25 protein-coding genes and 1 tRNA gene are annotated in these 26,724 nt (G+C 70.3%); 17 read left to right on the top strand and 9 right to left on the bottom strand.

Annotation, left to right across the window (positions count from 1 at the left end; all coding sequences use genetic code 11):
- Nucleotides 1-6 precede the first annotated feature (6 nt).
- From F1C10_RS15190 to ftsE, 4 genes are read right to left on the bottom strand one after another with little or no spacing between them, the layout of a single operon-like run.
- Entirely contained in the window at nucleotides 7-720 is a 714-nt protein-coding gene (locus F1C10_RS15190) for a 1-acyl-sn-glycerol-3-phosphate acyltransferase (RefSeq protein WP_185207449.1), read from the bottom strand.
- The gene (locus F1C10_RS15185) at nucleotides 717-1,253 is read right to left on the bottom strand and encodes a YdcF family protein (RefSeq protein WP_185207446.1); all 537 of its coding nucleotides are present in this window, start codon (nucleotides 1,251-1,253) and stop codon (nucleotides 717-719) included. The genes F1C10_RS15190 and F1C10_RS15185 overlap by 4 nt, the downstream gene beginning before the upstream one ends.
- On the bottom strand, nucleotides 1,250-2,143 hold the full coding sequence (locus tag F1C10_RS15180; protein WP_185207445.1) for an ABC transporter permease: 894 nt from the start codon (nucleotides 2,141-2,143) through the stop codon (nucleotides 1,250-1,252). Before F1C10_RS15180 ends, F1C10_RS15185 begins: the two co-directional genes overlap by 4 nt.
- Entirely contained in the window at nucleotides 2,140-2,844 is a 705-nt protein-coding gene (gene ftsE, locus F1C10_RS15175) for a cell division ATP-binding protein FtsE (RefSeq protein ID WP_185207443.1), read from the bottom strand. Before ftsE ends, F1C10_RS15180 begins: the two co-directional genes overlap by 4 nt.
- 155 nt (nucleotides 2,845-2,999) lie before the next feature.
- Between ftsE and F1C10_RS15170 the strand changes: the two genes are divergently transcribed.
- Complete coding sequence (locus tag F1C10_RS15170) at nucleotides 3,000-3,800, top strand: zinc-ribbon domain-containing protein (protein WP_185207441.1); 801 nt, start codon at nucleotides 3,000-3,002, stop codon at nucleotides 3,798-3,800.
- 122 nt (nucleotides 3,801-3,922) lie between these two features.
- A tRNA-Leu gene (locus F1C10_RS15165) sits at nucleotides 3,923-4,009 on the top strand.
- A gap of 127 nt (nucleotides 4,010-4,136) precedes the next feature.
- Here the strand turns inward: F1C10_RS15165 and tpiA are convergent.
- Nucleotides 4,137-4,871, bottom strand: a complete 735-nt coding sequence (gene tpiA, locus F1C10_RS15160) for a triose-phosphate isomerase (protein WP_185207439.1) — start codon at nucleotides 4,869-4,871, stop codon at nucleotides 4,137-4,139.
- A gap of 87 nt (nucleotides 4,872-4,958) precedes the next feature.
- Here tpiA and F1C10_RS15155 point away from each other — a divergent pair, with 87 nt between their 5' ends.
- Genes F1C10_RS15155 through F1C10_RS15140 form a run of 4 tightly spaced genes read left to right on the top strand, consistent with a single transcriptional unit; the run spans nucleotide 4,959 to nucleotide 10,255 of the window.
- The gene (locus tag F1C10_RS15155; protein WP_185207437.1) at nucleotides 4,959-6,896 is read left to right on the top strand and encodes a peptidylprolyl isomerase; all 1,938 of its coding nucleotides are present in this window, start codon (nucleotides 4,959-4,961) and stop codon (nucleotides 6,894-6,896) included.
- Nucleotides 6,880-8,385, top strand: coding sequence for an anthranilate synthase component I (gene trpE / locus F1C10_RS15150; RefSeq protein WP_185207435.1), 1,506 nt, complete (start codon nucleotides 6,880-6,882; stop codon nucleotides 8,383-8,385). The genes F1C10_RS15155 and trpE overlap by 17 nt, the downstream gene beginning before the upstream one ends.
- A 45-nt stretch (nucleotides 8,386-8,430) precedes the next feature.
- Nucleotides 8,431-9,069, top strand: coding sequence for a glutathione S-transferase family protein (locus F1C10_RS15145; RefSeq protein ID WP_185207433.1), 639 nt, complete (start codon nucleotides 8,431-8,433; stop codon nucleotides 9,067-9,069).
- Nucleotides 9,070-9,127: 58 nt separating this feature from the next.
- On the top strand, nucleotides 9,128-10,255 hold the full coding sequence (locus tag F1C10_RS15140; RefSeq protein ID WP_185210287.1) for an alpha/beta fold hydrolase: 1,128 nt from the start codon (nucleotides 9,128-9,130) through the stop codon (nucleotides 10,253-10,255).
- 126 nt (nucleotides 10,256-10,381) lie between these two features.
- On the opposite strand, the gene F1C10_RS15135 is transcribed toward F1C10_RS15140, so the two are convergent.
- Complete coding sequence (locus F1C10_RS15135) at nucleotides 10,382-10,882, bottom strand: hypothetical protein (protein WP_185207431.1); 501 nt, start codon at nucleotides 10,880-10,882, stop codon at nucleotides 10,382-10,384.
- Nucleotides 10,883-11,064: 182 nt separating this feature from the next.
- Between F1C10_RS15135 and F1C10_RS15130 the strand changes: the two genes are divergently transcribed.
- The 4 genes from F1C10_RS15130 to moaC are packed head-to-tail and all read left to right on the top strand — an operon-like array spanning nucleotide 11,065 to nucleotide 13,899.
- Nucleotides 11,065-11,643, top strand: a complete 579-nt coding sequence (locus F1C10_RS15130) for an aminodeoxychorismate/anthranilate synthase component II (RefSeq protein ID WP_185207429.1) — start codon at nucleotides 11,065-11,067, stop codon at nucleotides 11,641-11,643.
- Nucleotides 11,640-12,629 (top strand): anthranilate phosphoribosyltransferase, encoded by a 990-nt coding sequence (gene trpD / locus F1C10_RS15125; protein ID WP_185207427.1) that lies wholly within the window; start codon nucleotides 11,640-11,642, stop codon nucleotides 12,627-12,629. Before F1C10_RS15130 ends, trpD begins: the two co-directional genes overlap by 4 nt.
- Nucleotides 12,630-12,637: 8 nt before the next feature.
- A complete protein-coding gene (gene trpC, locus F1C10_RS15120; protein WP_185207425.1) occupies nucleotides 12,638-13,435 on the top strand; it encodes an indole-3-glycerol phosphate synthase TrpC in 798 nt (265 codons plus the stop codon).
- Nucleotides 13,432-13,899, top strand: a complete 468-nt coding sequence (gene moaC / locus F1C10_RS15115; RefSeq protein WP_185207423.1) for a cyclic pyranopterin monophosphate synthase MoaC — start codon at nucleotides 13,432-13,434, stop codon at nucleotides 13,897-13,899. The genes trpC and moaC overlap by 4 nt, the downstream gene beginning before the upstream one ends.
- Before the next feature lie 139 nt (nucleotides 13,900-14,038).
- Here moaC and F1C10_RS15110 read toward each other — a convergent pair whose 3' ends face one another.
- The gene (locus F1C10_RS15110; RefSeq protein WP_185207422.1) at nucleotides 14,039-15,427 is read right to left on the bottom strand and encodes a M24 family metallopeptidase; all 1,389 of its coding nucleotides are present in this window, start codon (nucleotides 15,425-15,427) and stop codon (nucleotides 14,039-14,041) included.
- 87 nt (nucleotides 15,428-15,514) lie between these two features.
- Here F1C10_RS15110 and F1C10_RS15105 point away from each other — a divergent pair, with 87 nt between their 5' ends.
- On the top strand, nucleotides 15,515-16,699 hold the full coding sequence (locus tag F1C10_RS15105; protein ID WP_185207420.1) for a molybdopterin molybdotransferase MoeA: 1,185 nt from the start codon (nucleotides 15,515-15,517) through the stop codon (nucleotides 16,697-16,699).
- 56 nt (nucleotides 16,700-16,755) lie between these two features.
- Nucleotides 16,756-17,418: a transcriptional repressor LexA gene (gene lexA, locus F1C10_RS15100; RefSeq protein WP_185207419.1), complete on the top strand. Its 663-nt coding sequence runs from the start codon at nucleotides 16,756-16,758 to the stop codon at nucleotides 17,416-17,418.
- A 149-nt stretch (nucleotides 17,419-17,567) separates the two neighbouring features.
- Here the strand turns inward: lexA and F1C10_RS15095 are convergent, their stop codons facing one another.
- A complete protein-coding gene (locus tag F1C10_RS15095) occupies nucleotides 17,568-19,823 on the bottom strand; it encodes a ComEC/Rec2 family competence protein (protein WP_258043165.1) in 2,256 nt (751 codons plus the stop codon).
- A gap of 37 nt (nucleotides 19,824-19,860) precedes the next feature.
- Here F1C10_RS15095 and gltX point away from each other — a divergent pair, with 37 nt between their 5' ends.
- The 5 genes from gltX to F1C10_RS15070 are packed head-to-tail and all read left to right on the top strand — an operon-like array spanning nucleotide 19,861 to nucleotide 25,902.
- Nucleotides 19,861-21,321, top strand: coding sequence for a glutamate--tRNA ligase (gene gltX, locus F1C10_RS15090; RefSeq protein WP_374939353.1), 1,461 nt, complete (start codon nucleotides 19,861-19,863; stop codon nucleotides 21,319-21,321).
- Nucleotides 21,318-22,598, top strand: coding sequence for a citrate synthase (locus tag F1C10_RS15085; protein WP_085810634.1), 1,281 nt, complete (start codon nucleotides 21,318-21,320; stop codon nucleotides 22,596-22,598). The genes gltX and F1C10_RS15085 overlap by 4 nt, the downstream gene beginning before the upstream one ends.
- 1 nt (nucleotide 22,599) lies before the next feature.
- Complete coding sequence (locus F1C10_RS15080; protein WP_185207415.1) at nucleotides 22,600-22,800, top strand: hypothetical protein; 201 nt, start codon at nucleotides 22,600-22,602, stop codon at nucleotides 22,798-22,800.
- Between the two features lie 37 nt (nucleotides 22,801-22,837).
- Nucleotides 22,838-24,715, top strand: a complete 1,878-nt coding sequence (locus F1C10_RS15075; RefSeq protein ID WP_185207413.1) for a copper resistance system multicopper oxidase — start codon at nucleotides 22,838-22,840, stop codon at nucleotides 24,713-24,715.
- Complete coding sequence (locus F1C10_RS15070; RefSeq protein WP_185207411.1) at nucleotides 24,712-25,902, top strand: copper resistance protein B; 1,191 nt, start codon at nucleotides 24,712-24,714, stop codon at nucleotides 25,900-25,902. The genes F1C10_RS15075 and F1C10_RS15070 overlap by 4 nt, the downstream gene beginning before the upstream one ends.
- A 4-nt stretch (nucleotides 25,903-25,906) precedes the next feature.
- Here F1C10_RS15070 and F1C10_RS15065 read toward each other — a convergent pair whose 3' ends face one another.
- A complete protein-coding gene (locus F1C10_RS15065) occupies nucleotides 25,907-26,722 on the bottom strand; it encodes an acyl-CoA thioesterase II (RefSeq protein ID WP_185207409.1) in 816 nt (271 codons plus the stop codon).
- Nucleotides 26,723-26,724: the final 2 nt, after the last annotated feature.

Genomic DNA, 26,724 nt, shown 5'->3' with positions numbered 1-26,724 from the left:
CAAGCATCAAGCGGGCGGCATCGTCTCCGGCCGGTCGGGTTCGAGCGCGTTGATCGCCGCCCAGACGCGCTGCTCCGCCTCGCGTCGCGGCAGCCCGGCGGGGATCGGTGCGCCGAAGCGAAAGGTGACGACGCCGCGCCGTGCAACGCCCTTCTTGGGCAGCACCAAGCCACTGTCGACCGCGATCGGCACCACCGGCAGGCCGACCGCCTTGTACAGGCCGGCGAAGCCGGATCGCAGCGGCGGCGTCTCGCCCGGCGGCACGCGCGTTCCTTCAGGATAGACGACCACCGACCGGCCCTGCGCACGCAGCGCCGCGCCCTCACTCATCAGCCGCCGCAGCGCCTTGGCCGATGCGTCGCGATCGACCGACATCGATCCGTAGAGCTCGGTCGCCCAGCCCCACATCGGAATGCGGCGCAGCTCGCGCTTCAGCACCATTGCCGGGCCGCCGAGCATCAGCTGCAGCTCGGTCGTCTCGAACATCGATTGGTGCTTCGAGACGAACAGATACTGGCCGGGCGGCACTTCCCCTTCGATCCGCGTCGTGATGCCGAGGATGACGCGGGTGCACCAGCGGTTGAGCTTTGACCAGAGGTGCGCGTGACGGATCACCGCGCGCTGCCCGAACGGCGCGACGAAGGCGATGCCGACGACGATCGGCACCGAGCCGGCGTAGAAGACGCAGCGGTACAGCAGCGTCCGTAACCACGCGATCATCGTCCCACCCCCATCCACAGCGCCGCGCGGCGCAGCAGCAGCTTGTTGTATTCGTTGACGAGCTGCCCCAGCCGCTGCTCGGCGGGCACGCCGTCGCGCACGATCACGACGCCGTCGTCGAGCGCCGCGCCCAATTCCATCCGCGCGCGTGCCATGTGCCAGTTCGACGTGACGAGACGGACCGAGCGGTAGCGATGCTCGCGCACCCAGCGCGCGGTCTCCTCGGCGTTGGAGCGCGTGTCGACCGCCTCGCGGCCGAGATCGACGCAGCATTCGATCGCCGGCGCGTGGCCGTTCGCTGCGATGAGATCGACTTTACGCAGCCCCGGCGCGACGCCGCTCACCAGCAGGCGGCGTGCGCGCCCCGCCTCGATCAGCGCCAGCCCGCGCCCGATCCGCCCCGCGCCCCCGGTCGGCACGACGATCGCGTCGGTCCTGCGTGCGTCGTCGGCCGGCTCGGCGAGCGTCAGCATGAACACCGCGAATCCCAAGGCCCAGGCGATCGCCGCCAGTGCGAACAATCGCGCGATCACAGCACGCGTCCCAGCGCGCGGGTGATCGCGAAGCGCGCCGCGACCGCGGCGAGGACGACGAAGCCGAGCGGCAGCAGCGCCAGCGTCACCCACCCGCCGGTGCCGAGCGTCGCGCCGCCGAGCAGCTCGGAGCCGAGCGCGTCGGCACGGTTGCCGATCACCGCGACGAGCGCGAGCGCGGTGACGGTGCCGATCGCACTGCCGATCACCGCGTCGCGCGCGATGCGGCGCTGGAACAGCCGCGCAACCTGGACGTCGGTCGATCCCAGCATGTGCATCACCTCGATCGTCGGCCGATGCGCGTCGAGCCCGGCGCGCGCCGCCAGCACGACGACCGCGCCGGTCGCCGCCGCCATCAGCGCGACCAGCAGCAGCGCGATCAGCGTGACCAGATCGAGGAAGCCGACCACCGGCGTCATCCACGCCTCGTGCGCGTCGACGCGCGCATCGGGCGCGGCGGATCGCAACGCCGCGCGCACGCGGCCGATCGCCGCCGGGTCACCGCTGGCGAGCTCGACGTCGATCATCGCCGGAACCGGCAGCTCGGGATCGGCGCCGTCGCTGCCGAGCCACGGGCGCAGCAATGCAGTCAGCGCCGCGCGGCTCACCGCGGTCGCGCGGCGCACGTCGGGGGCGGCGGCGAGCACGGCGAGCGCGCGGCGCGCCTGCGCATCGCGGCGCGCGGGGTCGGCGACGACGATCTGTACCGTTGCGCGCCCGACGAGCTGCGTCTCCAGCGTGCCGGCCGCGTTGCGCGTCGCGATGCCGAGCGCTGCGCCGAGGATCGTCAGGAACAGCATGATCGCGATGACCCACGTCATCGCGCGCACCCCGCGCGCCTCGTCGAGCACGCGGCGCGTCCGCTCCGCCGTCTTGTCCGGCCGCCTCATTGCGGGCGCGCCGGCGGGTGGCGCAGCATCCCCGTCGGGTCGAGCAGCCGCCCCTTGTCGAGTCGCATCATCTGCGCGCTCGGGATACGGTTCATCAGGTGCAGGTCGTGCGTCGCGACGACCACCGTCGTGCCCAGTCGGTTGAGCGAATCGAACAAAAGCAGCAGCCGTTCCGCCATTTCGGGATCGACGTTGCCGGTCGGCTCATCGGCGACGAGCATCTCGGGCCGCGCGATCACCGCGCGCGCGATCGCAACGCGCTGCTGCTCGCCGCCCGACAGCGTCGCCGGTCGTGCCCCTGCACGGTCGGCCAGCCCGACCCAGGCGAGCATCTCGCCCACCGGCTCGGCGATCTCCGCCTCGGGCATGCCGGCGATGCGCAGCGGCAGCGCGATATTGTCCGCCGCCGAAAGATGCGGGACCAGCCGGAAATCCTGAAACACGACGCCGATGCGGCGGCGGAACCCCGGTAGTCGGCTGCGCGGCATCATCACCGCGTCCTCGCCGAACAGCCGGATCACGCCGCGGCTGGGTCGCTGCGCGAGGTACAGCAGCCGCAGCAAGGATGTCTTGCCCGCGCCGCTCGCCCCGGTGAGGAAGTAGAAGGACCCCGCGGCGAGCGAGAAGCTCAGGTCCGCCAGCGTCTCCGCCCCGGTGCCATAGCGCAGCCCCACGTTATCGAACTGCACGATGTTCGCCATTATCCGGCGCCGCTGCCCTTGCCCAATGTAACCCCGCCCGATGCCATCGCACGACGACGCCCGCCGCTTCAACCACCGCTTGCATGCAACGCAAGGGGCGTGTTTAGATTCGCGATGGTCGCAATTCCAGCTCCAGCCGTCGGCAGCCTCGCGCAATGATCCTCGAATGCCCCGAATGCCGCACCCGCTATCTGGTGCCCGACGCGTCGATCGGGGCCGAGGGGCGCACCGTGCGCTGCGCCAATTGCCGCCACAGCTGGTTCCAGGCGCCGGACGCGCGCGCGGCGCAGAGCGTTGCGGCGCAGGCCGACGCCGCACCTGTCGAAGCGCCCGCGTCGATCGCCGCCCCCGGTGGGCTGGCTGCCGTATCGCCGGTGACGCCGCCCCCCACCCCGCTCGCCCCTTTCCCGGCGCCGACGTCCCCGCCGCCGATCACGCCCTCGCCGCCGCGGATCGATCCGAACACCGCGCCCGCCACGGCGGCGGACGACGATCTGCTCGCGCCGCGCGCGCCGTTCCGGCCGCGGATCAATCCGGTTCGTCGCTGGACGATCGCCGCGGTCGTCGCCGCACTGCTGATGCTCGTTGCGGTCGCCGCGATCCTGTGGACCAGCGCGCCCGGGCTCGCCTCGCAGCTCGGCCTCTCCTTCGGCCCCGAGGAATCACCGCTGCGGCTGATCGACAATCCGATCGAGCGGCGCGAGATCAACAACGGCAGCGAATTGTTCGCGGTCAGCGGCAAGGTGCTCAACCCCTCGACCGAGCGGCAGCGCGTGCCCGATATCCGCGCCGATCTGCGCGATGCGCGGGGCCGTATCGTGTTCAGCTGGACGATCATCCCGCAGCAGCGCAGCCTGTCGCCCAAGAGCGCGATCGACTTCAATTCCGCCAAGCTCGACGTGCCGGCAAGCTCGAAGCGGCTCGAGCTCAGCTTCGTCGGCGAGGACGACAACTGACAACGCGGACCGGCGCCCGCGAATCTTTTCGCGGCGCCGCGACACGGGCATTGCCAGCCCCCCAAACGCTTGCTAGTGGCGCGCTCCTGCCAGCCACCGGGCCAGCCCGGCGGACATCACGTGCGGTCGTGGCGGAACTGGTAGACGCGCAACGTTGAGGTCGTTGTGGCCGAAAGGCCGTGGAAGTTCGAGTCTTCTCGACCGCACCACTCCTGTCCTGCGGACAGGGTTCATCCGATATCGCTGGAGTGAAACGCCCGTTCAGGGCGCAGGCTTTTCACGCGCGGTTCGATCGCGCCCGGACGGCCCGGACGCGATCGGTAACGACAGGCTCGATCAGCCGATCGCGGCAGTAATGATCGGCACGAACTTCGCCGCCGTCAGGCTCGCCCCGCCGACGAGCGCGCCGTCGACCTCGGCGGCGTGGAGCAGCCCGGCGGCATTCTCCGCCGTCACCGACCCGCCGTAGAGCAGCCGGATGCCCGAACCCGTCTCGTTGCCCAGCGCGTCGACCAGCGTCGCGCGGATCGCGGCGTGCATCGCCTCGACGTCGGCAACGGTCGCGACCTTGCCGGTGCCGATCGCCCAGATCGGCTCGTAAGCAATCACCAGCCAGCCGCCGTCCGCACCTTCAGGCAACGAGGCGCGGATCTGCGCCGCGACCACCTTTTCCGCCTCGCCCGCCTCGCGCTGGTCCAGCGTCTCGCCGACGCACAGGATCGCGTCGAGCCCGCCGGCGTGCAGCGCCTCAGCCTTGGCCTTCACGTCGGCATCGCTCTCGCCCTGCGCCTGGCGCCGCTCCGAATGGCCGACGATCGAGAAGGCGGCGCCCGCTTCCTTGATCATCGCCACCGATACGCAGCCGGTGTGCGCGCCGCTCGCCGCGCCATGCACGTCCTGCGCGCCGATCGGAAAGCCGGCGCGCGCCGACGCGGGCTGGATCAGCGTCGCGGGCACCGCTAGCGCCACGTCGACGCGCGGGTCGATCGCTGCGCCGATCGCGTCGAGTTCGGCCAGCGCCGCCAGACTGCCGTTCATCTTCCAGTTCCCGGCCACGAACTTGCGCCGCATGGTTCCTCCCTCGTCATTGGGTTGCGGCCGTTGCGGTAACGAAGAGGGCCCCCTAAAGCGAGCGCCGTTCAATCAGATTGGCGCACCATGCTGGGTTTCTTTCGTCGCATCATCAACTCGCGCATCGGCGTGATCGTCTCGGGCGTGGTGCTCGGCGTGATCGCGCTCGCCTTCGCGCTCGGCGACGTGACGGGTCTCAGCGCGGGCGGGGTAACGGGCGGCACGGTGGCGCGCGTCGGCGACCAGACGATCAGTGAAGCCGAGCTCGCGCGCCGCGCGCAGGACGAACTGCGCGACGTGCAGCAGCGCAATCCCAATGTCGACATGGCGCAGTTCATCGCCGCGGGCGGCGTCGAGAACGTGCTCGACCGGATGCTGAACGGTATCGCGCTGCAGGAATATGGCGAGGACCAGGGGATGGTCGTCAGCCGCGCGCTGATCGGCAGCGAGCTGCGCAACATTCCCGCGCTGAAGGGCCCGACGGGTAAGTTCGATCAGGCGATCTACGAACAGGTGCTGGCGCGCAATCGCCTCACCGACGCGCAGGTACAGTCGGATATCGCGCGCGAGACGATGGTGCAGTTCCTCATCCGCCCGCAGGTCGGCGCGAGCCAGGTGCCGAAGACGCTGGCGCTGCCCTATGCCTCGCTGCTGCTCGAGAAGCGTGCCGGCCAGGTCGCGCTGATCCCGGCAATCCCGGGCGGCCCCGCGCCGACCGACGCCGAGCTACAGGCGTGGTACGGCCGCAACCTGCAGCGTTACACGGTGCCCGAGCGCCGCGTGATCCGCTACGCGCAGGTGACGCCGGACAGCGTCAAGGCGCGCGCGACGCCGACCGACGCGGAGATCGCCGCCGCTTATGGCGGTGACAAGGCGCGCTGGGCGGCGCGCGAGACGCGCACCGTCTCGCTGGTGACGGTGCTCGACCAGGCCGCCGCCAACGCGCTCGCCGGCAACGTGCGCGGCGGCGCGTCGATCGCCGATGCGGCCCGCGCGGCCGGGCTCGAGGCGCGTAAGCTGGAAGGGCAGGACAAGGCCGCGCTCACCACCGCCACCTCTGCCGCGGTCGCCGACGCGCTGTTCGCGGCGCCGAGCGGCGGCGTCGTCGGCCCGGTGCGCGGCGCGATCGGCTTCGTCGTCGGCAAGGTCGACGGCGTCGCGCAGGTGCCGGGCAAGACGCTCGCCGAAGCGCGCCCGACGATCGTGACCGAGTTGACCAAGACCAAGACGGCGGACGCGCTCAACGCGATCCGCGACGCGGTCGAGGGTGCGATCGGCGACAATTCGACCTTCGCCGAGCTCGTCGCGGACCAGAAGCTCGCCGCCGAAGCGACCCCGCCGATCTCCTCGGTCGGCATTAACCCGCTCGACCTCACCTATCGCCCACAGCCGTTCCTCGCCAACATCGTCGCTGCCGGCTTCCAGGCCGAGGAAGGCGATGATCCGCAGGTGGTGCAGACGGGCGACGATGGCAGCTTCGCGCTGGTTGCGCTCGACCGCATCGTGCGCGCTGCGCCGCGCCCGCTGGCGCAGGTGCGCGATCAGGTGGCGAAGGACTTCGCCGCCGATCGCGCGCGCCGCGCGGCGCGCACGGCTGCGGCGAAGGCGCTCGCCGCGCTCAACGGCGGCACCGCGCTGCCGCAGGCGCTGTCGAGCGCGGGCGCAAGCAATGCCAAGGTGCAGCGGCTCGTCGCCGCGCGCTCGCAGATCAACGCCGGTCCCAACGGCCCCAATCCGGTGCTCGCGCTGATGTTCAGCATGAAGGGCGGCACCGCCAAGATGATCGAGGCGCCCGACGGCCAGGGCTGGCTGCTCGTCAAGCTGGAGCAGATCCAGGCCGGCGATGCCGCCAAGGTGCCGCCGGTGATCGCCGCCACGCGCCGCGATCTGGGGCAGGTGATCGGCGGGGAATATGCGCAGCAGTTCACCGATGCGGTGAAGGCCGCGCTCAAGGTGTCCCGCAACGCCGATGCGATCGCGCGGGTGAAGGCCAGCCTCGCCGGTGCCGGTGGCTCCGATCAGTAACCCCGCCGCCTCGGTGCTGGCGAACGGCCGGCCGGCGCTCGTCTGGCGCCGCCGCATCGCCGATACCGAGACGCCGGTCGCCGCCGCGCTCAAGCTGATCGAGCCGGGGCGCGGCGATTTCCTGCTCGAATCGGTCGAGGGGGGCGCGGTGCGCGGCCGCCACAGCATGATCGGCCTCGCGCCCGATCTGGTGCTGCGCGCGCACGGCAACGACGCCACGATCAACCGCCACTGGCTCACTGATCGGGACGCGTTCGTACCCTGCCCCGTCCCGACGCTCGCCGCGATGCGCGATCTCGTCGCCGCCTGCCGGATGGACGTGCCGCCCGAGCTTCCCCGCGCGCTCGCCTGCCTCGTCGGCTATTTCGGCTACGAGACGATCGGCTTGGTCGAGCGGCTGCCGCAGCCATCGGTCGATGCGCTCGGCCTGCCCGACATGATGTTCGTGCGGCCGACGGTGATCCTGGTGTTCGACCGCCTTGCCGACGCGCTGTTCCTCGTCGCGCCGGTGTGGCCCGATGCGGACCGCGATCCGCGCGCGATCGTCGCGGACGCCGGCGAGCGGCTCGATGCGATCGAGGCGCGGCTGGAGGCGACCGCATTGCCCCCGCGAGTCCGCGGCGAGCCGAGCGAGATCGCGCTCACGCCGACGCTGCCCGCCGGCCGCTATGCCGACATGGTGCGCGCGGCGAAGGACTATATCGTCGCGGGGGACGTATTCCAGGTCGTCCTTGCGCAGCGCTTTACCGCGCCGTTCGCGCTGCCCGCGTTCGAGCTGTACCGCGCGCTGCGCCGGATCAATCCGTCGCCGTTCCTCTATCACCTCGACCTCCCCGGCTTCGCGCTGACGGGATCGAGCCCCGAGATCCTGGTGCGCGTGCGCGACGGCGAAGTGACGATCCGCCCGATCGCCGGCACCCGCCCGCGCGGCAAGACCGCGAGCGAGGACGAGGCGAACCGCGCGAGCCTGCTCGCCGATCCCAAGGAGCGCGCCGAGCATCTGATGCTGCTCGATCTCGGTCGCAACGATGTCGGACGCGTCGCCGCCGCCGGCTCGGTCAGCGTCACCGACAGCTACACCGTCGAATTCTACAGCCACGTCATGCATATCGTGTCGAACGTCGTCGGCGCGCTCGATCCCAAGCACGACGCGATCGACGCGCTGTTCGCGGGCTTCCCCGCCGGCACCGTCAGCGGCGCGCCCAAGGTGCGTGCGTGTCAGGTGATCGCCGAGTTGGAAGGCGAGAAGCGCGGCGCCTACGCCGGCGGCGTCGGCTATTTCTCGCCCGACGGATCGATGGATTCGTGCATCGTGCTGCGCACCGCGGTGGTGAAGGACGGAACGATGCACGTCCAGGCAGGTGCCGGTATCGTCGCCGACAGCGATCCTGCCTATGAACAGCGCGAGTGCGAGGCGAAGGCCGGCGCGCTGCTCGCCGCTGCGCTTGAGGCGATCGCGCAGGCGAGCGGCGGCGGCTTCGGCCAGTAGTTGAGACAATTGTCGCCGCGCGTGCGGTCAACGGGAGTGGATAGGATGCTGACCGTTCATCACCTCGGCTTGTCGCAGTCCGAGCGCGTCGTGTGGGTGTGCGAGGAACTTGGCTTCGACTATGCCTTAAAGCGCTACGATCGCCGCTCCGACAACCGCCTCGCGCCCGACGAGTACAAGGCGCTGCATCCGATGGGGATCGCGCCGGTGATCACCGACGGCGATCTCGTACTCGGCGAGAGCGCGGCGATCTGCGAATATATCAACACCGTCCACGGCGGCGGGCGCATGGCGCCGCCGCCGGGCGACCCCGATTATGCCGATCACCTGTTCTGGTTCCACTGGTCGAACGCGACGTATATGGCGACCAAGATGATGGTCGGCGTGATCGGCTATGGCGGCGGCGACGCGCAGCGCGTGCCGTTCGTGCTCGAGCGCGCGCGGCGTGCAACGGAAATGATGGAGGCGCGGCTCGGCGCGGCGTCGTTCTTCGGCGGGCGCAACCTGACGCTCGCCGACATCATGATGGTCTATTCGCTCACCACCTCTCGCGCGTTCGGCGCGGGCGCAGCGCTGGACGATCTGCCCAACACGCGCGCCTATCTGCGCCGCATCGCCGAGCGCCCGGCCTATCAGCGCGCAATGGCGAAGGCGGAGCCGGGCATGGCGCCGATGATCGACTGATCCGGTGCGTACGCCGGCCGGGCTTCCCACCGGCCAGCGTGCACGATACGCATCGGCGATGCGCTTCCTCACCCTGCTCGCCCTCTCCGCCGCCGCGCTCCCCGCTACGGCGCAGACCGCACCGCCCGCCCCGGCCGCTCAGACGACGCAGCCGGTCGCAACGCCCGCTAATCCTGCGCCCGCCGCCGCCACCTGGCCGACGAAGGAAGCCGACGTCACTCTGCCCCGGTTCCGCTTCAAGACCGGCGAGACGATGGACGTGCGGATGCACTACACCACGCTCGGCACGCCGCATCGCGGAGCGGACGGGCGGATCGACAATGCGGTGATGGTGCTTCACGGCACCGGCGGCACCGGCAAGCAGTTCCTTCAGCCGCAATTCGCCGACGAACTCTACGGTCCCGGGCAGCCGTTCGATATCCGCACCACCTACGTCATCCTGCCCGACAATGTCGGCCACGGCGCGTCGTCCAAGCCGTCCGACGGCAAGCGCATGGCGTTCCCGAAATACGATTACGACGACATGGTCGCCGCGCAGAAGGCGATGCTGGAGAAGATCGGTGTCACCCGACTGAAGGTGATCCTCGGCACCTCGATGGGCTGCATGCACGCCTTCGTCTGGGGCGAGAGCTATCCCGGTTATGCCGAGCGGCTCGCCCCCTTCGCCTGCCTGCCCGTGCCGATCGCGGGGCTGAACCGCATGTGGCGCAAGATGACGATCGACGCGATCCAGGCCGATCCGGCGTGGAACGGCGGCAATTACACCGCGCAGCCCGTACAGGGGCTGCGCACCGCCGCCAGCCTATCGATTATCGCCGGCGCCAACCCGCTCGCCTTGCAGAAGCTGTACCCGACGCGCGCCGCCGCCGAGGCGTTTCTGGCGCAGGCGTTCGCGCGCAACAGCGCCGGGCGCGACGCCAATGACTATATCTACCAGCTGGACGCGTCGCGGAATTACGATCCCTCGCCCGCGCTCGAGAAGATTACTGTGCCGGTGCTGTGGATCAATTCGAGCGACGATTTCATCAATCCGTCGGGCTACGGCGTCACCGCGCCCGCCGCGAAGCGCATGCTGCGCGCCACCTTCCGCCTGATCGAGGCGACGCCCGAGACGAAGGGGCATGGCACGCACACCTGGGCGAAGTTCTGGAAGGCGGATCTGACGCGGCTGCTCGCCGAGCGCTGAGCCGATCGGCGGCTGCCTGCCGCTAGGCGCGACGGCGCTATCACGACCGCGACGCTGAACGTAGCGTATGGCTACGTGCCAGCGCGCTTGCCTTCAGCCCTACAGATCTAGCCGGCTGGTCAGCGCTCAGCGGCCGCCGTCGTCGTTCGGATCGGTCAGCGGCGCGGCCTGCTCTGCCTCGCGCTTCGCCTGCCGCTTCTCCGCTGCATAGGCGCGCGCGGCGGTGATCGCGCAGCCCGTCTGGCCGCCGGTGCCGACCGGCGAGCAGGTGTTCGGCAGCCCGCCCGCGACGCGCCCGACCTGATCCACCGCCGCGGCGCGGTTCACCCAGCTCTGGTTCTGCGCCGGGATTTCGGGCGGCGTACGCAGTTCCTTGGGCACGCGATACTGTTCGTTGGGATTGATCCGGCTGCACACCACGATCTCATCCGCCGCCGCCTTGGGACATTGCTCGGCGCCCTGCAGCGTCACCTGCCGGATGCGCTGCGGTGGCTGCCCCGTCTCGGCCTGCGAGAGGTCCTGCATCGGCGCGGTCTGCGCGATCGCGGGAACCGCGGGGAGCACGAACGCCGCGGCGAGCAGCGGCGCGAGAACGGAAGCACGGACGGCGATGAGCGGGCGGAACATGGGGGCGACCTCCTGGGGTGATTCTGTAACGATCACCGAGCGCGCTTTATCCCTTCCCAACATATCGTCACAATTGCGGCGATCGCGCGACGCCGCACCATCGCGCGCACCGGACCGTTGCGCATCAGACATTGCCGGCCGGACATTGCGAGCCGGGCGCATTCGGCTATGGCGGACGCGCCATGATCCTGGTCATCGACAATTACGACAGCTTCACCTGGAACCTCGTCCATTACCTGATGGAGCTGGGGGCGGAGGTGCGCGTCGAACGCAACGACGCGATGAGCGCGGCGGACGCGCTCGCCTCCAACGCCACCGGTTTCCTGGTGTCACCCGGACCGTGCACGCCGAACGAGGCGGGGATCAGCCTCGATCTCGTCGCCGCCTGCGCCGAGAGCCGGCGGCCGCTGCTCGGCGTGTGCCTCGGCCATCAGGCGATCGGCCAGCATTTCGGCGGGCGCGTGGTGCGCGGCGGGCTGATGCACGGCAAGACCAGCGCGATCGAGCATGACGCGACCGGCGTGTTCGCCGGCCTGCCCTCCCCCTTCACCGCCACGCGCTATCACTCGCTCGTCGTCGAGGACGTGCCCGACGTGCTCGTCCCCAACGCAATGGCGGCGGATGGATCGGTGATGGGGCTGCGCCACCGCGAGCTGCCGATCCACGGCGTGCAATTCCATCCCGAGAGCATCGCCACCGAGCACGGGCACGACCTGCTCGCCAATTTCGTCGCGCTCACCAGCGCGAAGGCCGGTCGATGACCACGATCGCGCTGCTGCCGGACCCATCCACCCCGCTGTCGCACGAGAGCGCGCGCGCTGCCTTCACCGACATCCTCGACGGCCGCGCGAGCGAGGAGGCGATCGCGACCTTCCTCGTCGATCTGTCGGCACGCGGCGAGACGTCGATCGAGATCGCCGAGGCGGCGCGCGCGCTGCGCGAGCGGCTGGTGCCGATCAGCGCGCCGGCGGGCGCGATCGACGTCTGCGGCACCGGCGGCGACGGGCACCACACGCTCAACGTGTCGACCGCGGTCAGCCTCGTCGTCGCGGCGTGCGGCGTGCCCGTGGCGAAGCACGGCAACCGCGCCGCCTCGTCGAAGGCGGGTGCGGCCGACACGCTCGAGGCGCTCGGGCTCGACATGGAACGCGCGGGCGCGCTCGCCGAGGAGACGCTGAACGAGCTCGGCATCTGTTTTCTCTTCGCCGCCAACCACCATCCCGCGATGGCGCGCATCACGCCGATCCGCCGGCGCATCGGCAAGCGGACGATTTTCAACCTGATGGGCCCGCTCGCTAATCCCGCGCACGTCACGCGCCAGCTGATCGGCATCGCGCGACCCGATTATGCGCCGGTCTATGCGGAGGCGCTCGAACAGCTCGGGACCGAGGCCGCGCTGGTGGTGTCTGGGGAGGAAGGGCTCGACGAGGTGTCGGGCGCTGGATCGACGATCGCTGTGTCGATCGGCGACGTGGCGCTGCCCGATCGCATCGTGCCCGAGGATGCGGGCCTCGCGCGCCATCCGATCGCGGCGATCCGCGGCGGCGATCCGGCGCATAACGCCGCCGCGCTCCACGCGCTGCTCGGCGGGGAAAAGGGCGCGTATCGCGACGCGGTGCTGCTCAACGCCGCGACCGCGCTCGCGCTCGTCGGCGAACCGCTCGAGATCGGTGCGCAGCGCGCCGCCGAGGCAATCGACAGCGGCGCCGCACGCGATCTTCTCGAACGTTGGATCCGATGGGCATGAGCGGCGGCATGACGATCCTCGACACGATCCTCGCGACGAAGCGCGAAGAGGTCGCCGCGCGGCGGCAGACGCACTCGCTCGCCGATCTCGACACAATCGCCGCCGGACAGACCGCGCCGCGCGGGTTCAAGGCCGCGCTCGATCGCGTGATGGCCGCGGAAGGCACCGCGCCCGCCTATGCGCTGATCGCCGAGATCAAGAAGGCGAGTCCGTCGAAAGGGCTGATCCGCGCCGATTTCGATCCGCCCGCCCACGCCCGCGCCTATGCGGAAGGCGGCGCGACCTGCCTGTCGATCCTTACCGACCGCGACTATTTCCAGGGGCATGAGGACTATCTGATCGCCGCGCGGGCGGCGTGCGACCTGCCGGTGATCCGCAAGGATTTTCTAATCGATCCGTGGCAAGTGGCAGAGGCGCGCGCGATCGGCGCCGACGCGATCCTCGTCATCATGAGCGCGCTCGACGACGCCGCAGCGGCGGAGATCGAGGCGGCGGCGATCGAACGCGGCATGGACGTGCTGGTCGAGGTGCACGACGCCGACGAGCTCGAGCGTGCGCTTCGCCTCCGCTCGCGCCTGATCGGCGTCAACAACCGCAATCTGCGCGATTTCTCGGTCAGCTTCGATCGCACCTATGAACTCGTCGGCCAAGCGCCCGCCGGCTGCACCTTCGTCGCGGAGAGCGGGCTCAACACGCGCGCCGATCTCGATGCAATGGCGGCGCATGGCGTGCGCGCCTTTCTGATCGGCGAATCGCTGATGCGGCAGGACGATATCGCCGCCGCGACGCGCGCACTCGTCGCATGAGCCGCCTCACCCATCTCGACGACGCAGGCGCGGCGCGGATGGTCGACGTCGGCGGCAAGGTGGAGACGGTGCGCGAGGCGGTTGCCGAAGGGCGGATCGCGATGTCCACCGAGGCCGCGCGCGCGATCGCCGACGGCGCAGTGGCGAAAGGCGACGTGCTCGCCGTCGCGCGCGTCGCGGGGATCATGGCGGCGAAGCGTACCAGCGAATTGATCCCGCTGTGCCACCCACTACCGCTGACCAAGGTATCGATCGACCTCACCGTCGACGCAGACGGCGTCGCCGCCACCGCGACGGTCGCCACCGCCGGGCGCACCGGTGTGGAGATGGAGGCGCTCACCGCCGTCTCGACCGCGCTGCTAACGATCTACGATATGGGCAAGGCGATCGACAAGCGGATGACGATCGGCGGCATTCGCTTGCTCACCAAGACTGGCGGCAAGTCGGGCGACTTCACCGCCTGACGTACCGGCGGTCGTGGCGCTACCGACGGGCGGCTTCCGCTGTCAGCTTCGAGGACAAAGCGGGTGCGTGACCCGCCCGTCGTCCGCCCTCGCCTCATCGTCACACACCGACAACCACCGGCTCGGAAGCATATCGCCGTCAGCGCCGGCGCCTGCCCCCCGCTGGCGCCCCGACCAGGTGGAAGCGCGTCTGCCGTCCGTCGATGTAGCGCACCTGGCGGCCGTCGAACCACGCGTCCTCCTCCAGCCGGAACGGCACGTCCTGCCCGCCCCATTCGGGCACCTTGTGCATCGCCGACAGCTCGATCGACCATGCCGTCATCGGCCGCACCGGATGGTCGCCGCGCGGCGAGGGCTGCTGATCGTCCCAGAAGCCGATCGCGCTGCCCGCGGCGTGGCCGTGATAGCCGATCGGATGCGAGTAGATCGTCGGCCGCAGCCCCTTCGCGATCGCCGCGCTGCGCGCCGCCGCGAGGATCTGGTTGCCATTGAGCCCTGTGCGATACGCGCCGGTCACCGCATCCTGCACGCCATTCGCCGCCGCCAGCCCGTCGCGTAAGCCTTGCGGCGCCGCCCGCTCGCCCGGCCGCAGGACATAGGCAAGGTGCTGCGTATCGGTGTTGAGCCCCATGTACGTGATCCCGAAATCGACCCACAGCATGTCGCCCGGCCGGATCACCTCGTCGCCGCCAAGTTCCCCGGCGCCGCGCCGGTAGATCGCGACCGACGGCTGGAACCAGGTGGCAAGCTTCAACCCGGCAATCCGCTCGCGATACCACCAGACGAGGTCGGCGGCGGTCGTTCGCCCCGGCGTCACCGCCTGCGTCGAGAAGCCCTGCGCAATGATTGCATGCGCCAGCCGCACGATCTCGAGATAGCGCGCCATCTCCGCCGGGGTGCGCGACTCGAGCCAGTTGATCGCCAGCGCCCCCGCCGGCACGATCCGCTTCGCATCGTCGCCGAGCGCGGCGGCGAGTTCGTCATACTGGCTCTTGGTCAGCCCATCGCCGAACGCGCTCGCGGACGAGACGTTGACGGCGATGCGGCACGGCCGCCGCTCGCGCACGATCTCAGCGAGTCGCTGCCACTGGTCGGGCTGCGTCTCGGGCTTCCACGCCGCGTCGAACAGCTCCGCGAGCCCGTAGCGGCTGACGGTGAAGCGCTCGACCGGCCGGCCATGCCCCGGATCGAAGAACACCAGAATCGTACGGCGCCGCGCGTGGAAACTTTCCGCATCGAGCATCGTCGATAACACCGGATCCTCGGCATATTCGCGCGCGGCGAGGATCCACATGTCGACCTTGTTCTCGCGCATCAGCGCCGGCACCAGCCGGTCGAGCCGCTCGCGCAGCCAGCCGTCGCGGATCCGCGCCTGCTCGCGCAGCGGCAGCACCGCGGGTGCGACCGGCGATAACGTTTCCGCCTGATCGAACGCCGACGGTGCACCCGCCGACCGCCCGCCCGCCATCTGCGCCCCCGCCCCTGCCGCCACCAGCCCCGCGAGCGCCGCCGCCATCCACCGCCGCATGTTCGTGTCCCCCCGTTTTCGTTCGTTGCTTCGGGCCTAGCCGATCGGGCTGTCACTCGCGCGCCGAATCTGCCACGCCGCCGATCGATGACCGAGCTTCTTCCCGTCGCCGAGGCGCAGGCGCGCTTGCTCGCCGGCTTCGCCCCTGTCGCCAGTGAAACCCTTCCGATCGTCGCCGCCGCCGGCCGCTGGTGTGCGGCTGATCATCACGCGCGGCGTACGCAGCCCGCGCGCGACCTGTCGGCGATGGATGGCTATGCCTTGCGCTTTGCCGATCTGCCGGGCCCGTGGCAGGTGATCGGCGAGAGCGCCGCTGGGCGGCCGTTCGACGGCAGCGTCGGCGCGGGCGAGGCGGTACGCATCTTCACCGGCGCCGCGCTGCCCGACGGCACTGACACGGTCATGGTGCAGGAGGAAGCGGTGCGTGACGGCGCGACGCTGATCCTCGACGGCGAAGGGCCGCTGCGCCGCGGCGGCAACGTCCGCCGGCGTGGGCTCGACTTCACTGAGGGCGACGTTCTGGCGACCGCCGGCGAGCGCTTGACGCCCGCGCGGCTCGCGGTCGCCGCGACCGGCGGGGTCGGCCACGTCTCGGTGCACCGCCGCGTTCGCGTCGCGATCGCCGCCACCGGCGACGAGCTGGTCGAGCCGAGCAGCGATGCCGGGCCCGAAGCTCTGCCCGAATCGAACCGCCTGCTGCTGCGCGCGCTACTCGCCGATCTGCCGGTCGAGATCGTCGACCTCGGCATCCTGCCCGATCGGCTCGGCGCGCTCGCGGATGCTTTCGCGACCGTGGAGGCGGATCTGCTCGTCACCACCGGCGGGGCGTCGGTCGGCGATCACGATCTCGTCCGGCCGGCGCTGCTTGGCGCCGGAGCGACGATCGACTTCTGGCGCGTCGCGCTCCGCCCAGGCAAGCCGCTGATGGCCGGCCGGCGCGGGCAGATGGCGGTGCTCGGGCTGCCGGGTAACCCGGTGTCGGCGTTCGTCACCGCGCTGCTCTTCGTCAAGCCGCTGATCGCGCGGCTCGGTGGCGCGGCGAATCCGCTTCCCGCGACGACACACGCGATCCTCGGCGAGCCGCTGCCCGCCAACGGCCCGCGCACCGATTATATGCGTGCAGGCTTGCGCGACGGGCGCGCGCTCGTCGCGGGCATTCAGGACAGCTCGATGCTGCTGACCCTCGCGCGCGCCGACTGCCTTGTCGTGCGCCCGCCGTACGATCCCGGGCGCGCTGCTGGCGACTCGGCGGAAATCCTCATGATCGCTTGACGCCGACTGATACGTTCCTTAAAGGTTCTTCGTCTGTTCACGGCGGAGAAGGTGCGATGCTTACCAGGAAGCAGCACGAGCTGATCTGTTTCATCAGCGATCGGTTGGAAGATACCGGCGTGTCGCCGTCGTTCGAGGAGATGAAGGAGGCGCTCGACCTCAAGTCGAAGTCGGGCGTGCACCGGCTGATCTCGGCGCTCGAGGAGCGCGGTTTCCTGCGCCGCCTGCCCAACCGCGCGCGCGCGCTCGAAGTGCTCAAGATGCCCGAGCGGACGGATGCCAAGCGCACCGCCGCCGCCCCGTCGACGCGGCGCATCCTGCCTGAACCTGCCAACGACGTGGTCGAGGTGCCGCTGCACGGCCGCATCGCCGCGGGCGTACCGATCGAGGCGTTCGAGGGCGCGACGTCGCTTCCCGTCCCCGCCGCCCTGCTCGGCTCGGGCGAACATTTCGCGCTCGAGGTCGCGGGCGATTCGATGGTCGAAGCCGGCATCCTCGACGGCGATTTCGCGCTGATCCGCAAGCAGGACGTGGCGCGCGACGGCGAGATCGTCGTGGCGCTGATCGAGGACAACGAGGCGACGCTGAAGTATTTCCGCCGCGAAGGCGCGATGGTACGGCTCGATCCGGCCAACCGCGCCTATGATCCGCAGCGCTACGCCCCCGCACAGGTTCGCGTGCAGGGCAAGCTCGCAGGTATTCTGCGCCGCTATTCCTGATCGATCAGGCGCGGCGAGGCTCGGCGGATCACGTGCGCTTGCGTACGCATAACGCCTGGCGATTGACGGGCCGCGGCGTTCGCGTTGAGACCGTGGATCGGCAGTCAGTCGATCGCTGATCTCGTCCGTTGAAGCGCAGCTCGATCGTATCACCGGGTATAGGCGTCAGGCATCGGTTCGCTAAGTCGCTCTTGCGGTCGGCGAACAGTCGGACCGCGCATCGGGCGTTTCTCTCCAAACCGCGTCCACCCCTTGCGATAGTCGCCGCTCTTCGGTCGCGCCGCGGTAAACGCAGGCGCCGCCGCCAACACCCAAGGATGGCGATCCCCCGCCTGCCGCACCGTCATCACCCGCCCCGTCGCCAGCGTCAGCGCGACGCCGCCGGTCTGCGCCAGCGTCGCCCGGTCGAGGCGAAGCCAGCGCGGCGTGCAGCCACGTGGCAGCCGGCGCTCGCTGATCACGATGTCCGCCGACCGACACGCCGCGATTAGTTCGCGCACCGGGACGAGATAGGCGCTGCGCGTCGCCAGGATGCGCCAGCGACGCCCGTCCCGGATCACATCCGCGCGGCACAGGTCGCGCGAGCATTGCGCCTGGCGCTGCGCCGATAGCAGCACGGGCTCGTCGTCGCTCCCGCCATTCTCCGTCAGCATGTCGCGCGCGTAATCGCCGGCGCGTTCGCGGAGCAGCGCTACCCGCCCGCCGTCGACGCGCAGTGCGACGTGGCGCCCGTCACCCGTCACCAGCAGATCGGGTGGCGCGGTCGCGAGCGCCCATGCCGCGCCGACTGCCAGCGGCAGCAGCCCGAGCCGCCGCCAGCGCGTGCGCCACAGCGCGAGCCACAGCCCGCCCGCAACCATCAGCGCGAACGCGCCGTGCGGCATTGCGGGCAGTGCCGCCACCGCGCCCGGCGCCGCCGCAACGGTACGCGCGATCAACAGCAGCGCGCTGAGCGCATGCCCCGCGAGCCACCACGCGGGCGCGCCCGCTCCTACGATGTCGAGCGCGAGCGCCAGCGCCTCCAGCGGCATGGCGACGAACGTCGTCAGTGGGATCGCGACGATGTTGGCGAGCGCACCGTAGATCCCGGCCTTGTGGAAATGGAACACCGCGATCGGCAGCAGCGCGAGTTCGACCGCAAGCCCGGTCAGCAGTAGCGACCCGAGTCCGCGCAGCATCCGTGGGATCAGACCTTCCTCGCGCTGGCCGAACCAGCCACGCACGCGCGGATGCTCGGCAAGCGCGATGATCGCGGTCACCGCCGCGAACGACAGCTGGAAGCTTGGCCCCGCGAGCGATTCGGGCCACAGCAGCAGGACGACGAGCGCGCCCGCGGCGACCAGCCGCAGCGTCAGCGCCTCGCGGCCGAGCGCCAGCGCGACGAGCACCAGCAGCGCGGCGACGCAGCTGCGGATCGTCGGCACCTCGCTGCCCGTCAGCAGCGTGTAGCCGACCGCCGTCGCGGCGGCTATCGCGGCGGCGAGCAGCGGCACCCGCCCGGTCAGTGCCAGCCGCATGTTGAGCGCGAGCAGCCGGGCGGCGAGCAACATCGTAAGCCCGACGACGGCGGTGATATGCAACCCGCTCACCGACAGGAGGTGCGCAAGCCCGGAGCGGCGCATCGCCTCTTGATCCTCCTCCGCGATCCCGCCCGTGTCACCGGTGGCGAGCGCCGCGGCGATCCCGCCCGCGCTTCCCGCCAGCCGCGCCTGGATGTGCCGCGACAGTCGCGCGCGCAGCGGCTCGCCGCTGGCGCCACCCGCCACGATCGCCGGCTTGCCCAAGGCGCGCCCCGTCGCGCCGATGCCATCGAACCAGGCGACGCGCGCGAAATCATAGGCCCCGGGAACCGCCGGTGGCGGCGGCGGCATCAGCCGCACGCGCAGCGCGATTCGTGCGTTTGGTGCAAGCGCACCGGGTGCGTCGGCGAGCGCGATGTTGACGCGGATGCGCGTCGGGGCCGGGCGCGGCGCGCGATCCTGCCACACGAGATCGGTCAGCCGCACGCGCACCATATCGCGCGCCGGCAGCCGATCGACGCGCTCGACGCGTGCCGTCAGCCGCGCGATCGCGGGGCGGGTAAGGACCGGCGCCGCCGCACGCTCGGCACGCCACCACACGAGCGACAGCCCGAGCGCGAAGGCGAGCGCGCCGATCGTCACCGCCCGCCCGGCGCGCCCGCCCCGCCCCAGCGCCGCGGCGAACAGCGCGGTCGCCCCCGCCGCGAGCAGTGCGGCGCGCCAGGTCACCGCATCGGGCAGCAGGAACCACGCGGTCACGCCGCCGCCCAGCGCCACCGGCAGCCATAGCACCAGCTGGTCGCGCTCGGCCTCCAGCCACGCCTCGAGCCGCGCCCGCGCGGTTTGAAGCCCGCGAAGGTGCATGCTAGGGGGCTGCGCGGCCATCGTCGCCATCTCGAATCCAGCCTGGGAGCAAGCGCGCTTGAGCGCAACCACCGATCCTGCCGGCACCCCTGCCGCTCCTGTCGTCACACGCTTTGCCCCGTCGCCGACGGGCTTCCTGCATCTCGGCGGCGCGCGCACCGCGCTGTTCAACCTGCTCTACGCGCGCCACCACGGCGGCAAGTTCCTGCTGCGGATAGAGGACACCGATCGTGCGCGCTCGACGCAGCCGGCGATCGAGGCGATCCTTTCGGGCATGCGCTGGCTCGGCCTCGATTGGGACGGCGAGGAGGTCTATCAGTCGACCCGCGCCGATCGCCACGCCGTGGTCGCGCACGCGATGGTCGAGGCGGGCGCCGCCTACCGCTGCTACATGACCGCCGCGGAGATCGACGCGATGCGCGCCGAAGCGCAGGCGAAGAAGCAGCCGCTGCGGATTCGCTCGCCGTGGCGCGACAAGACCAACGACGATCCCACCGCCTCCTATGTCGTTCGCCTCAAGGCGCCGACGGAGGGCGCGACGACGATCGACGATCGCGTGCAGGGCAGCGTCACCGTGCAGAACGCCGAGCTCGACGATCTCGTCCTGCTCCGCTCGGACGGTACGCCGACCTACATGCTCGCGGTGGTGGTCGACGATCACGACATGGGCGTCACGCACATCATCCGCGGCGACGATCATCTCAACAATGCCTTTCGCCAGCTGCCGATCATCCGCGCGATGGACGCGATCGAGGGCAACTGGCCGGATCCGGTCTATGCGCACATCCCGCTTATCCACGGCAGCGACGGCGCCAAGCTGTCGAAGCGCCACGGCGCGGTCGGCATCGAGGCGTATCGCGACGAGCTCGGCATCCTGCCCGAAGCGCTCGACAACTATTTGCTGCGGCTCGGCTGGGGCCATGGCGATGCCGAGATCATCAGCCGCGCGCAGGCGATCGAATGGTTCGATCTGGCACATGTCGGCAAGTCGCCGTCGCGCTTCGACCTGAAGAAGCTCGAGAACTTGAACGGCCACTACATCCGCGCCACGGATGACGCGCGGCTCGCCGATCTCGTCGCGGCCACCCTCGGGCTGGACGCGGGCGATCCGCGTCGCGCGCTGATCGCGCGGGCGATGCCGGCGCTGAAGCCGCGCGCTGCGAACGTCAACGAACTCGCCGACGGCGCAGGCTTCCTGCTCGCCACCCGACCGCTCCCGATCGCTGACGATGCCGCGCCGCTGCTGGCGGGCGATGCACGCGGCACACTCACGCGGGTGCACGCTGCGCTTGACGCGCTGGACGAGTGGGATACGGAGACGCTCGAAGAAGCGGTGCGGCAGGTCGCCGAGGCGCTGGGCTTGAAGCTCGGCCAGGTCGCCCAGCCGCTCCGTGTCGCACTCACCGGCCGGCGCACCTCGCCGGGGATCTTCGACGTGCTCGTATTGCTCGGGCGTGACGACAGCCTCGCCCGGATCGCAGATCAGACGGCCGCCCAGGGGAAGGACCAAAACCGATGACCGACGCCAAGCTTTCGATCGCCGAGAAGGACTTCGCCTACCCGGTATTGTCCGGCAGCGTCGGCCCCGACGTGGTCGACATCCGCAAGATGTACGGCCAGACCGGCGCCTTCACCTACGATCCTGGCTTCACCTCGACCGCGTCGTGCCAGTCGAAGCTGACCTATATCGACGGTGACGAGGGCGTGCTGCTGCACCGCGGCTACGCGATCGGCGAGCTCGCCGAACAGTCGAGCTTCATGGAAGTCGCCTATCTCCTGCTCAACGGCGAACTGCCGTCGGGCGACGAGCTCAACACCTTCGAGACGACGATCACGCGCCACACGATGCTGCACGAGCAGCTCGCGACCTTCTATCGCGGGTTCCGCCGCGATGCACACCCGATGGCGATCATGTGCGGCGTGGTCGGCGCGCTCAGCGCCTTCTACCACGATTCGACCGACATCGCCGATCCGCAGCAGCGCATGATCGCGTCGCACCGGCTGATCGCCAAGATGCCGACGATCGCGGCAATGGCGTACAAGTACAGCGTCGGCCAGCCGTTCCTCTATCCCGACAATTCGCTGTCCTACACCGGCAACTTCCTGCGCATGACGTTCGGCGTCCCGGCCGAGGCGTATGAGGTGCATCCGGCGGTCGAGAAAGCGATGGACCGAATCTTCATCCTTCACGCCGATCACGAGCAGAACGCGTCGACCTCGACGGTGCGTCTCGCCGGCTCGTCGGGCGCCAATCCGTTCGCGTGCATCGCGGCGGGCATCGCCTGCCTGTGGGGCCCGTCGCACGGCGGCGCGAACGAAGCCGCGCTCAACATGCTCAAGGAAATCGGCACGCCCGATCGCATCCCCGAGTTCATCGGCCGCGCGAAGGACAAGAACGATCCGTTCCGCCTGATGGGCTTCGGCCACCGCGTGTACAAGAATTACGATCCGCGCGCGACGGTGATGCAAAAGACGGTGCGCGAGGTGTTCGACGCGCTCAAGGTCGACGATCCGCTGTTCGAGACCGCGCTGCGGCTCGAGGAACTCGCGCTCAACGACGATTATTTCGTCGAGAAAAAGCTGTTCCCGAACGTCGATTTCTACTCGGGCGTGATCCTATCGGCGATCGGCTTCCCGACATCGATGTTCACCGCGCTGTTCGCGCTCGCCCGCACCGTCGGCTGGGTCGCGCAGTGGAACGAGATGATCACCGATCCCGATCAGAAGATCGGCCGCCCGCGCCAGCTGTACACCGGCCCGACGCAGCGCCCGTACGTTCCGGTCGCGCAGCGCTGACATGCGGCGGCGGCGCCCGGTGCTGTTCGCGCTGGGCGCGCTGCTGTTCCTCTTGGGCATGCTATGGGTCGGCCAGGGGCTCGGCTACGTCCAGTGGCCGCGGTCGAGCTTCATGCTCGATCAGCGCGTCTGGGCCGATCGCGGCGCGATCACCGCGGCGATCGGGCTGATCCTGATCCTCGTCGCACGGCGGCTGCGGTAAGGCGCCCGACAGCTTCCGCACGCTATAGCGCCGCCGTATGACGACGACGATCGACCGCCGCGCACTGCTGCGCGGTGCTGCCTCGCTCGGTGGTGCAGCCCTCTTCCCCGCGGTGCCCGGCTGGGCGCAACCCGTGTCGGCGGGGCTCGCCGCAGCCCCCGGCCCGGGGCCGGCGGCGCTCACCGGCAGCGACATCCGCCTGCGCATCGCGCACCAGACGATGACGGTTGACGGCCGCAGCGGCCACGCGATCGGCATCAACGGCAGCGCGCCCGCGCCGCTGATCCGCCTGCGCGAGGGCGAGACGGTGCGGCTCCACGTCGAAAACACGCTGGGCGAGGACAGTTCGATCCACTGGCACGGCCTGCTGCTGCCATTCCACATGGATGGCGTGCCCGGCGTCAGCTTCCCCGGCATCGCGCCGCGCAGCACCTTCACCTACGAATTTCCGGTGATCCAGTCGGGCACCTATTGGTATCACAGCCACTCGGGGTTGCAGGAGCAGATGGGCCTCTACGGCCCGATCGTGATCGATCCCGTCGGCGCCGATCCGATCGCGTCTGATCGCGAGCATGTCGTCATGCTGTCGGATCACAGCCGGCTCCATCCCCACGCGATCTTCCGCAAGCTCAAGCAGCAGGGCGGATATTTCAACTACCAGAAGCAGACGCTTGCCGGCATGCTTGCCGGGCGCGACCAGCCGGCAGGCGAGCGCGCCCGGTGGGGTGCGATGCGGATGGACCCGACCGACGTCGCGGACGTGACGGGCGCGACCTACACCTATCTCGTCAACGGCCATGGCCCGCGCGATAACTGGACAGGGCTGTTCGCAGTCGGCGAGCGCGTACGGCTGCGGCTCGTCAACGCCTCGGCGATGACGACCTTCAACCTGCGCATCCCCGGGCTGCCGCTCACCGTGGTACAGGCCGACGGGCTCCCCGTCCGCCCCGTCACCGTCGACGAGCTGCAGATCGCGGTGGCGGAAACCTACGACGTGATCGTCGAGCCTGCCGAGGATCGCGCCTATACGCTTGTCGCCGAGAGCGTCGATCGCTCAGGCATGGCGCGCGCCACTCTGGCGCCGCGTCCGGGCATGGTGGGCGCCGTCCCGCCGCTGCGCCGCCGTCCGCTCGCCGACATGAACGACATGGGCATGGGAGGCATGGGCGCCGCGGCGCCCCCCGCCGCGACGTCCGCCCCCGCCGGCGGCACCAGCGCCGCCGATCCCGCCTGCCCGCCCGAACATGCCGCGATGGGTCACTGCACGCCCAAGGCCGGCACGATGGATCACGCGGCGATGGGCCACGCCGCGCCGGCTACCGATCACGCCGCGATGGGCCACGGCGGCGAGCAGCATGCGATGGACCATTCGATGCGCGATTTCGCCAACGCACCCGAGGTGGCCAAGACGCCGACGGTGCAGACGATCTCGCCGATGCCGGTCGATCGCACCGGCGAGCCGGGCCAGGGGCTCGACGGCGTCGGGCACCGCGTGCTCGTGTACCGCGATCTCGTCGCGCTTGAGCGCAATCCCGACGTGCGGCCGCCGACGCGCACGATGCGCATCCATCTCACCGGCAACATGGAACGCTACATGTGGGCGTTCGACGGCAGGAAGCTGAACGAGGTCACCGCGCCGATTGCCTTCACCAAGGGTGAACGCGTGAGGATCACGCTCGTCAACGATACGATGATGGGGCACCCGATCCACCTGCACGGGCATTTCTTCGAGCTCGTCACCGGCCACGGCGATCACGCACCGCGCAAGCATACGGTACAGGTGCAGCCCGGCGGCACGGTGACGTTCGATCTCACCGCCGACGCGGTCGGCGACTGGGCGTTCCACTGCCATCTGCTCTACCATATGCACGCCGGGATGATGCAGGTCGTCAGCGTCCGTGAGGCTACGGCATGACGCTGATCCCTGCGCCAATCGCCGCCGCCCTCCTTCCGCTCGCCGCGCTGGTCTGGGCCGCCCCCGCCGCCGCACAGGCGGACGCCCCGCCACACAGCAACCGCCCCGCCGCCGCTCCTGGCTGTTCGCCCGAGCACACCGCGATGGGACATTGCGTCCCCGCCGCACCCACCGCCTCGCCATCTCCGGCACCGCCTCCGCCCGCCCCCGTCTGCGCGCCCGAGCACGCTGCGATGGGGCATTGTGTCACTGCCGCACCCACCACCCCGCTATCTGCGGCACCGCCGCCGCTCGCCCCCGCCGCCGCCTGCGCGTCCGAGCACGCCGCGATGGGGCATTGCTCCGCCGCCGCACCCGTAACCCCGCTGTCCCCGGCACCGTCGCCGCCCGCACTCGCCTGCGCGCCCGAGCACGCTGCGATGGGACATTGCGTCGCCGCCGCACCGGTAACCGGCAGAACGCCGTCGGCCTCCGCACCCGCCCCCTATGCCGACCGCATCTGGGGCAGCGCCGCAATGGATCGCGCGCGCGCCACGCTGCGCCGCGAGCATGGCGGGGGCACCTTCTCGATGATCATGCTCAACCTCACCGAGGCCTCGATCGCGCGCGGGCGCGACGGCTATCGCTGGGATGGCGAGGGGTGGTTCGGCGGCGATGTCGATCGCTTCGTCGTCAAGAGCGAAGGGGGCGGTCAATTCGGCGAGCGCATCGACGAGGCCGAGGTGCAGGCGCTCTACAGCCGCGCGATCGGGCCGTATTTCAACCTTCAGGCCGGGCTGCGGCAGGATCTCGGCACCGCGCCGCGGCGTACCTATGCCTCGCTCGGCATCGAGGGCCTCGCGCCCTATTGGTTCGATGTCGAGGGAACGCTGTTCCTGTCCGGCCGCGGCGATCTGTTCGCGCGCGCGGAGGCCTATTACGACCAGCGCATCACCCAGCGGCTCGTCCTCCAGCCGCGTGTCGAGCTCAACCTCGCCGCGCAGGATGCTCGGGCTCAGCGCGTCGGGGCTGGCCTCACCGATATCGAGCTTGGGCTGCGGCTGCGCTACGAGATCGCGCGCGAGTTCGCGCCCTACGTTGGCGTATCGTTGGAACGGCAGATCGGCGAGAGCGCACGACGGGCACGCGCGGCTGGCGAGGACCCCGGCGGGCTCGCCGCGGTGGTCGGCGTGCGCGCCTGGTTCTGAGTGCTCAGCCCTGATCCATGAAGCGTAGGATCGCCGATTGGCTGCCGCTCGCCAGCATCGTCCCGTCCTCGGCGTACATGTGGATCGCGCCGTGGCCGAAGCCGCGCGCCGCCGCGCTGATCCTGACGTCGCACAATACCCAGTCGGTCGGCACGATCCGCGCGATGCGCAACGTGTTGTCGAGGCTGTTGCCCCCGCCGCGCCGGCCGAACGCGGCGGCGAGCCCCGAGGGCACGAAATCAGCGAACAGCGCCAGCATGCTGGCATCGATCGGCGCATCTTCGCGCGGGCGCATCCACAGCACCATCCGCCCGTCGGCTGAGGGAACACCGTTGCGCGGCACCGCGCCGTAGCGGCCCGGCGCCATGCGGATGTCGAGCCGGCTCATCAGCGTCGCATCCTGCACCGGCCATAACGGCCATGGGCCGCACTCCGCGGGCGGCGGCATGTCGGGCGGGGGCATCATCCACTGCCCATCGGGCTGGTCGCTGCGATCGCCGAGCGCCGCGGCGACGCTCAGCACCGGCTTGCCAGCGCTGCCGGCGACGATCCGCACCTGGCTGATGTTGCGCCCGCCCGACAGCACCTCGACCGTGAAATCGAGCGTGTCGCCGATCCGCGCGTAGGAGATGAACTGCGCGCTCGACCAGACGGCATTGCGCCCCGTCGCACGCTCCGCAGCGATCGTCGCCGCGGCGAGCCCGACGCCGCCAAACATGAATACGTTGCCCGGTGGCCCGACGCAGACGCGATCAGTGATGACGAGGCGGAACGTCGCTGGGTCGGACGTCTTTTGCAGATCGATGAACGGCGCTGGCATGG

The organism is Sphingomonas sp. NBWT7 (assembly GCF_014217605.1).
In the GTDB taxonomy this organism is placed as follows: Bacteria; Pseudomonadota; Alphaproteobacteria; order Sphingomonadales; family Sphingomonadaceae; genus Sphingomonas.
The sequence above is the reverse complement of the archived record's forward strand: the minus strand, read 5'-3'. Positions and strand labels throughout refer to the sequence as shown.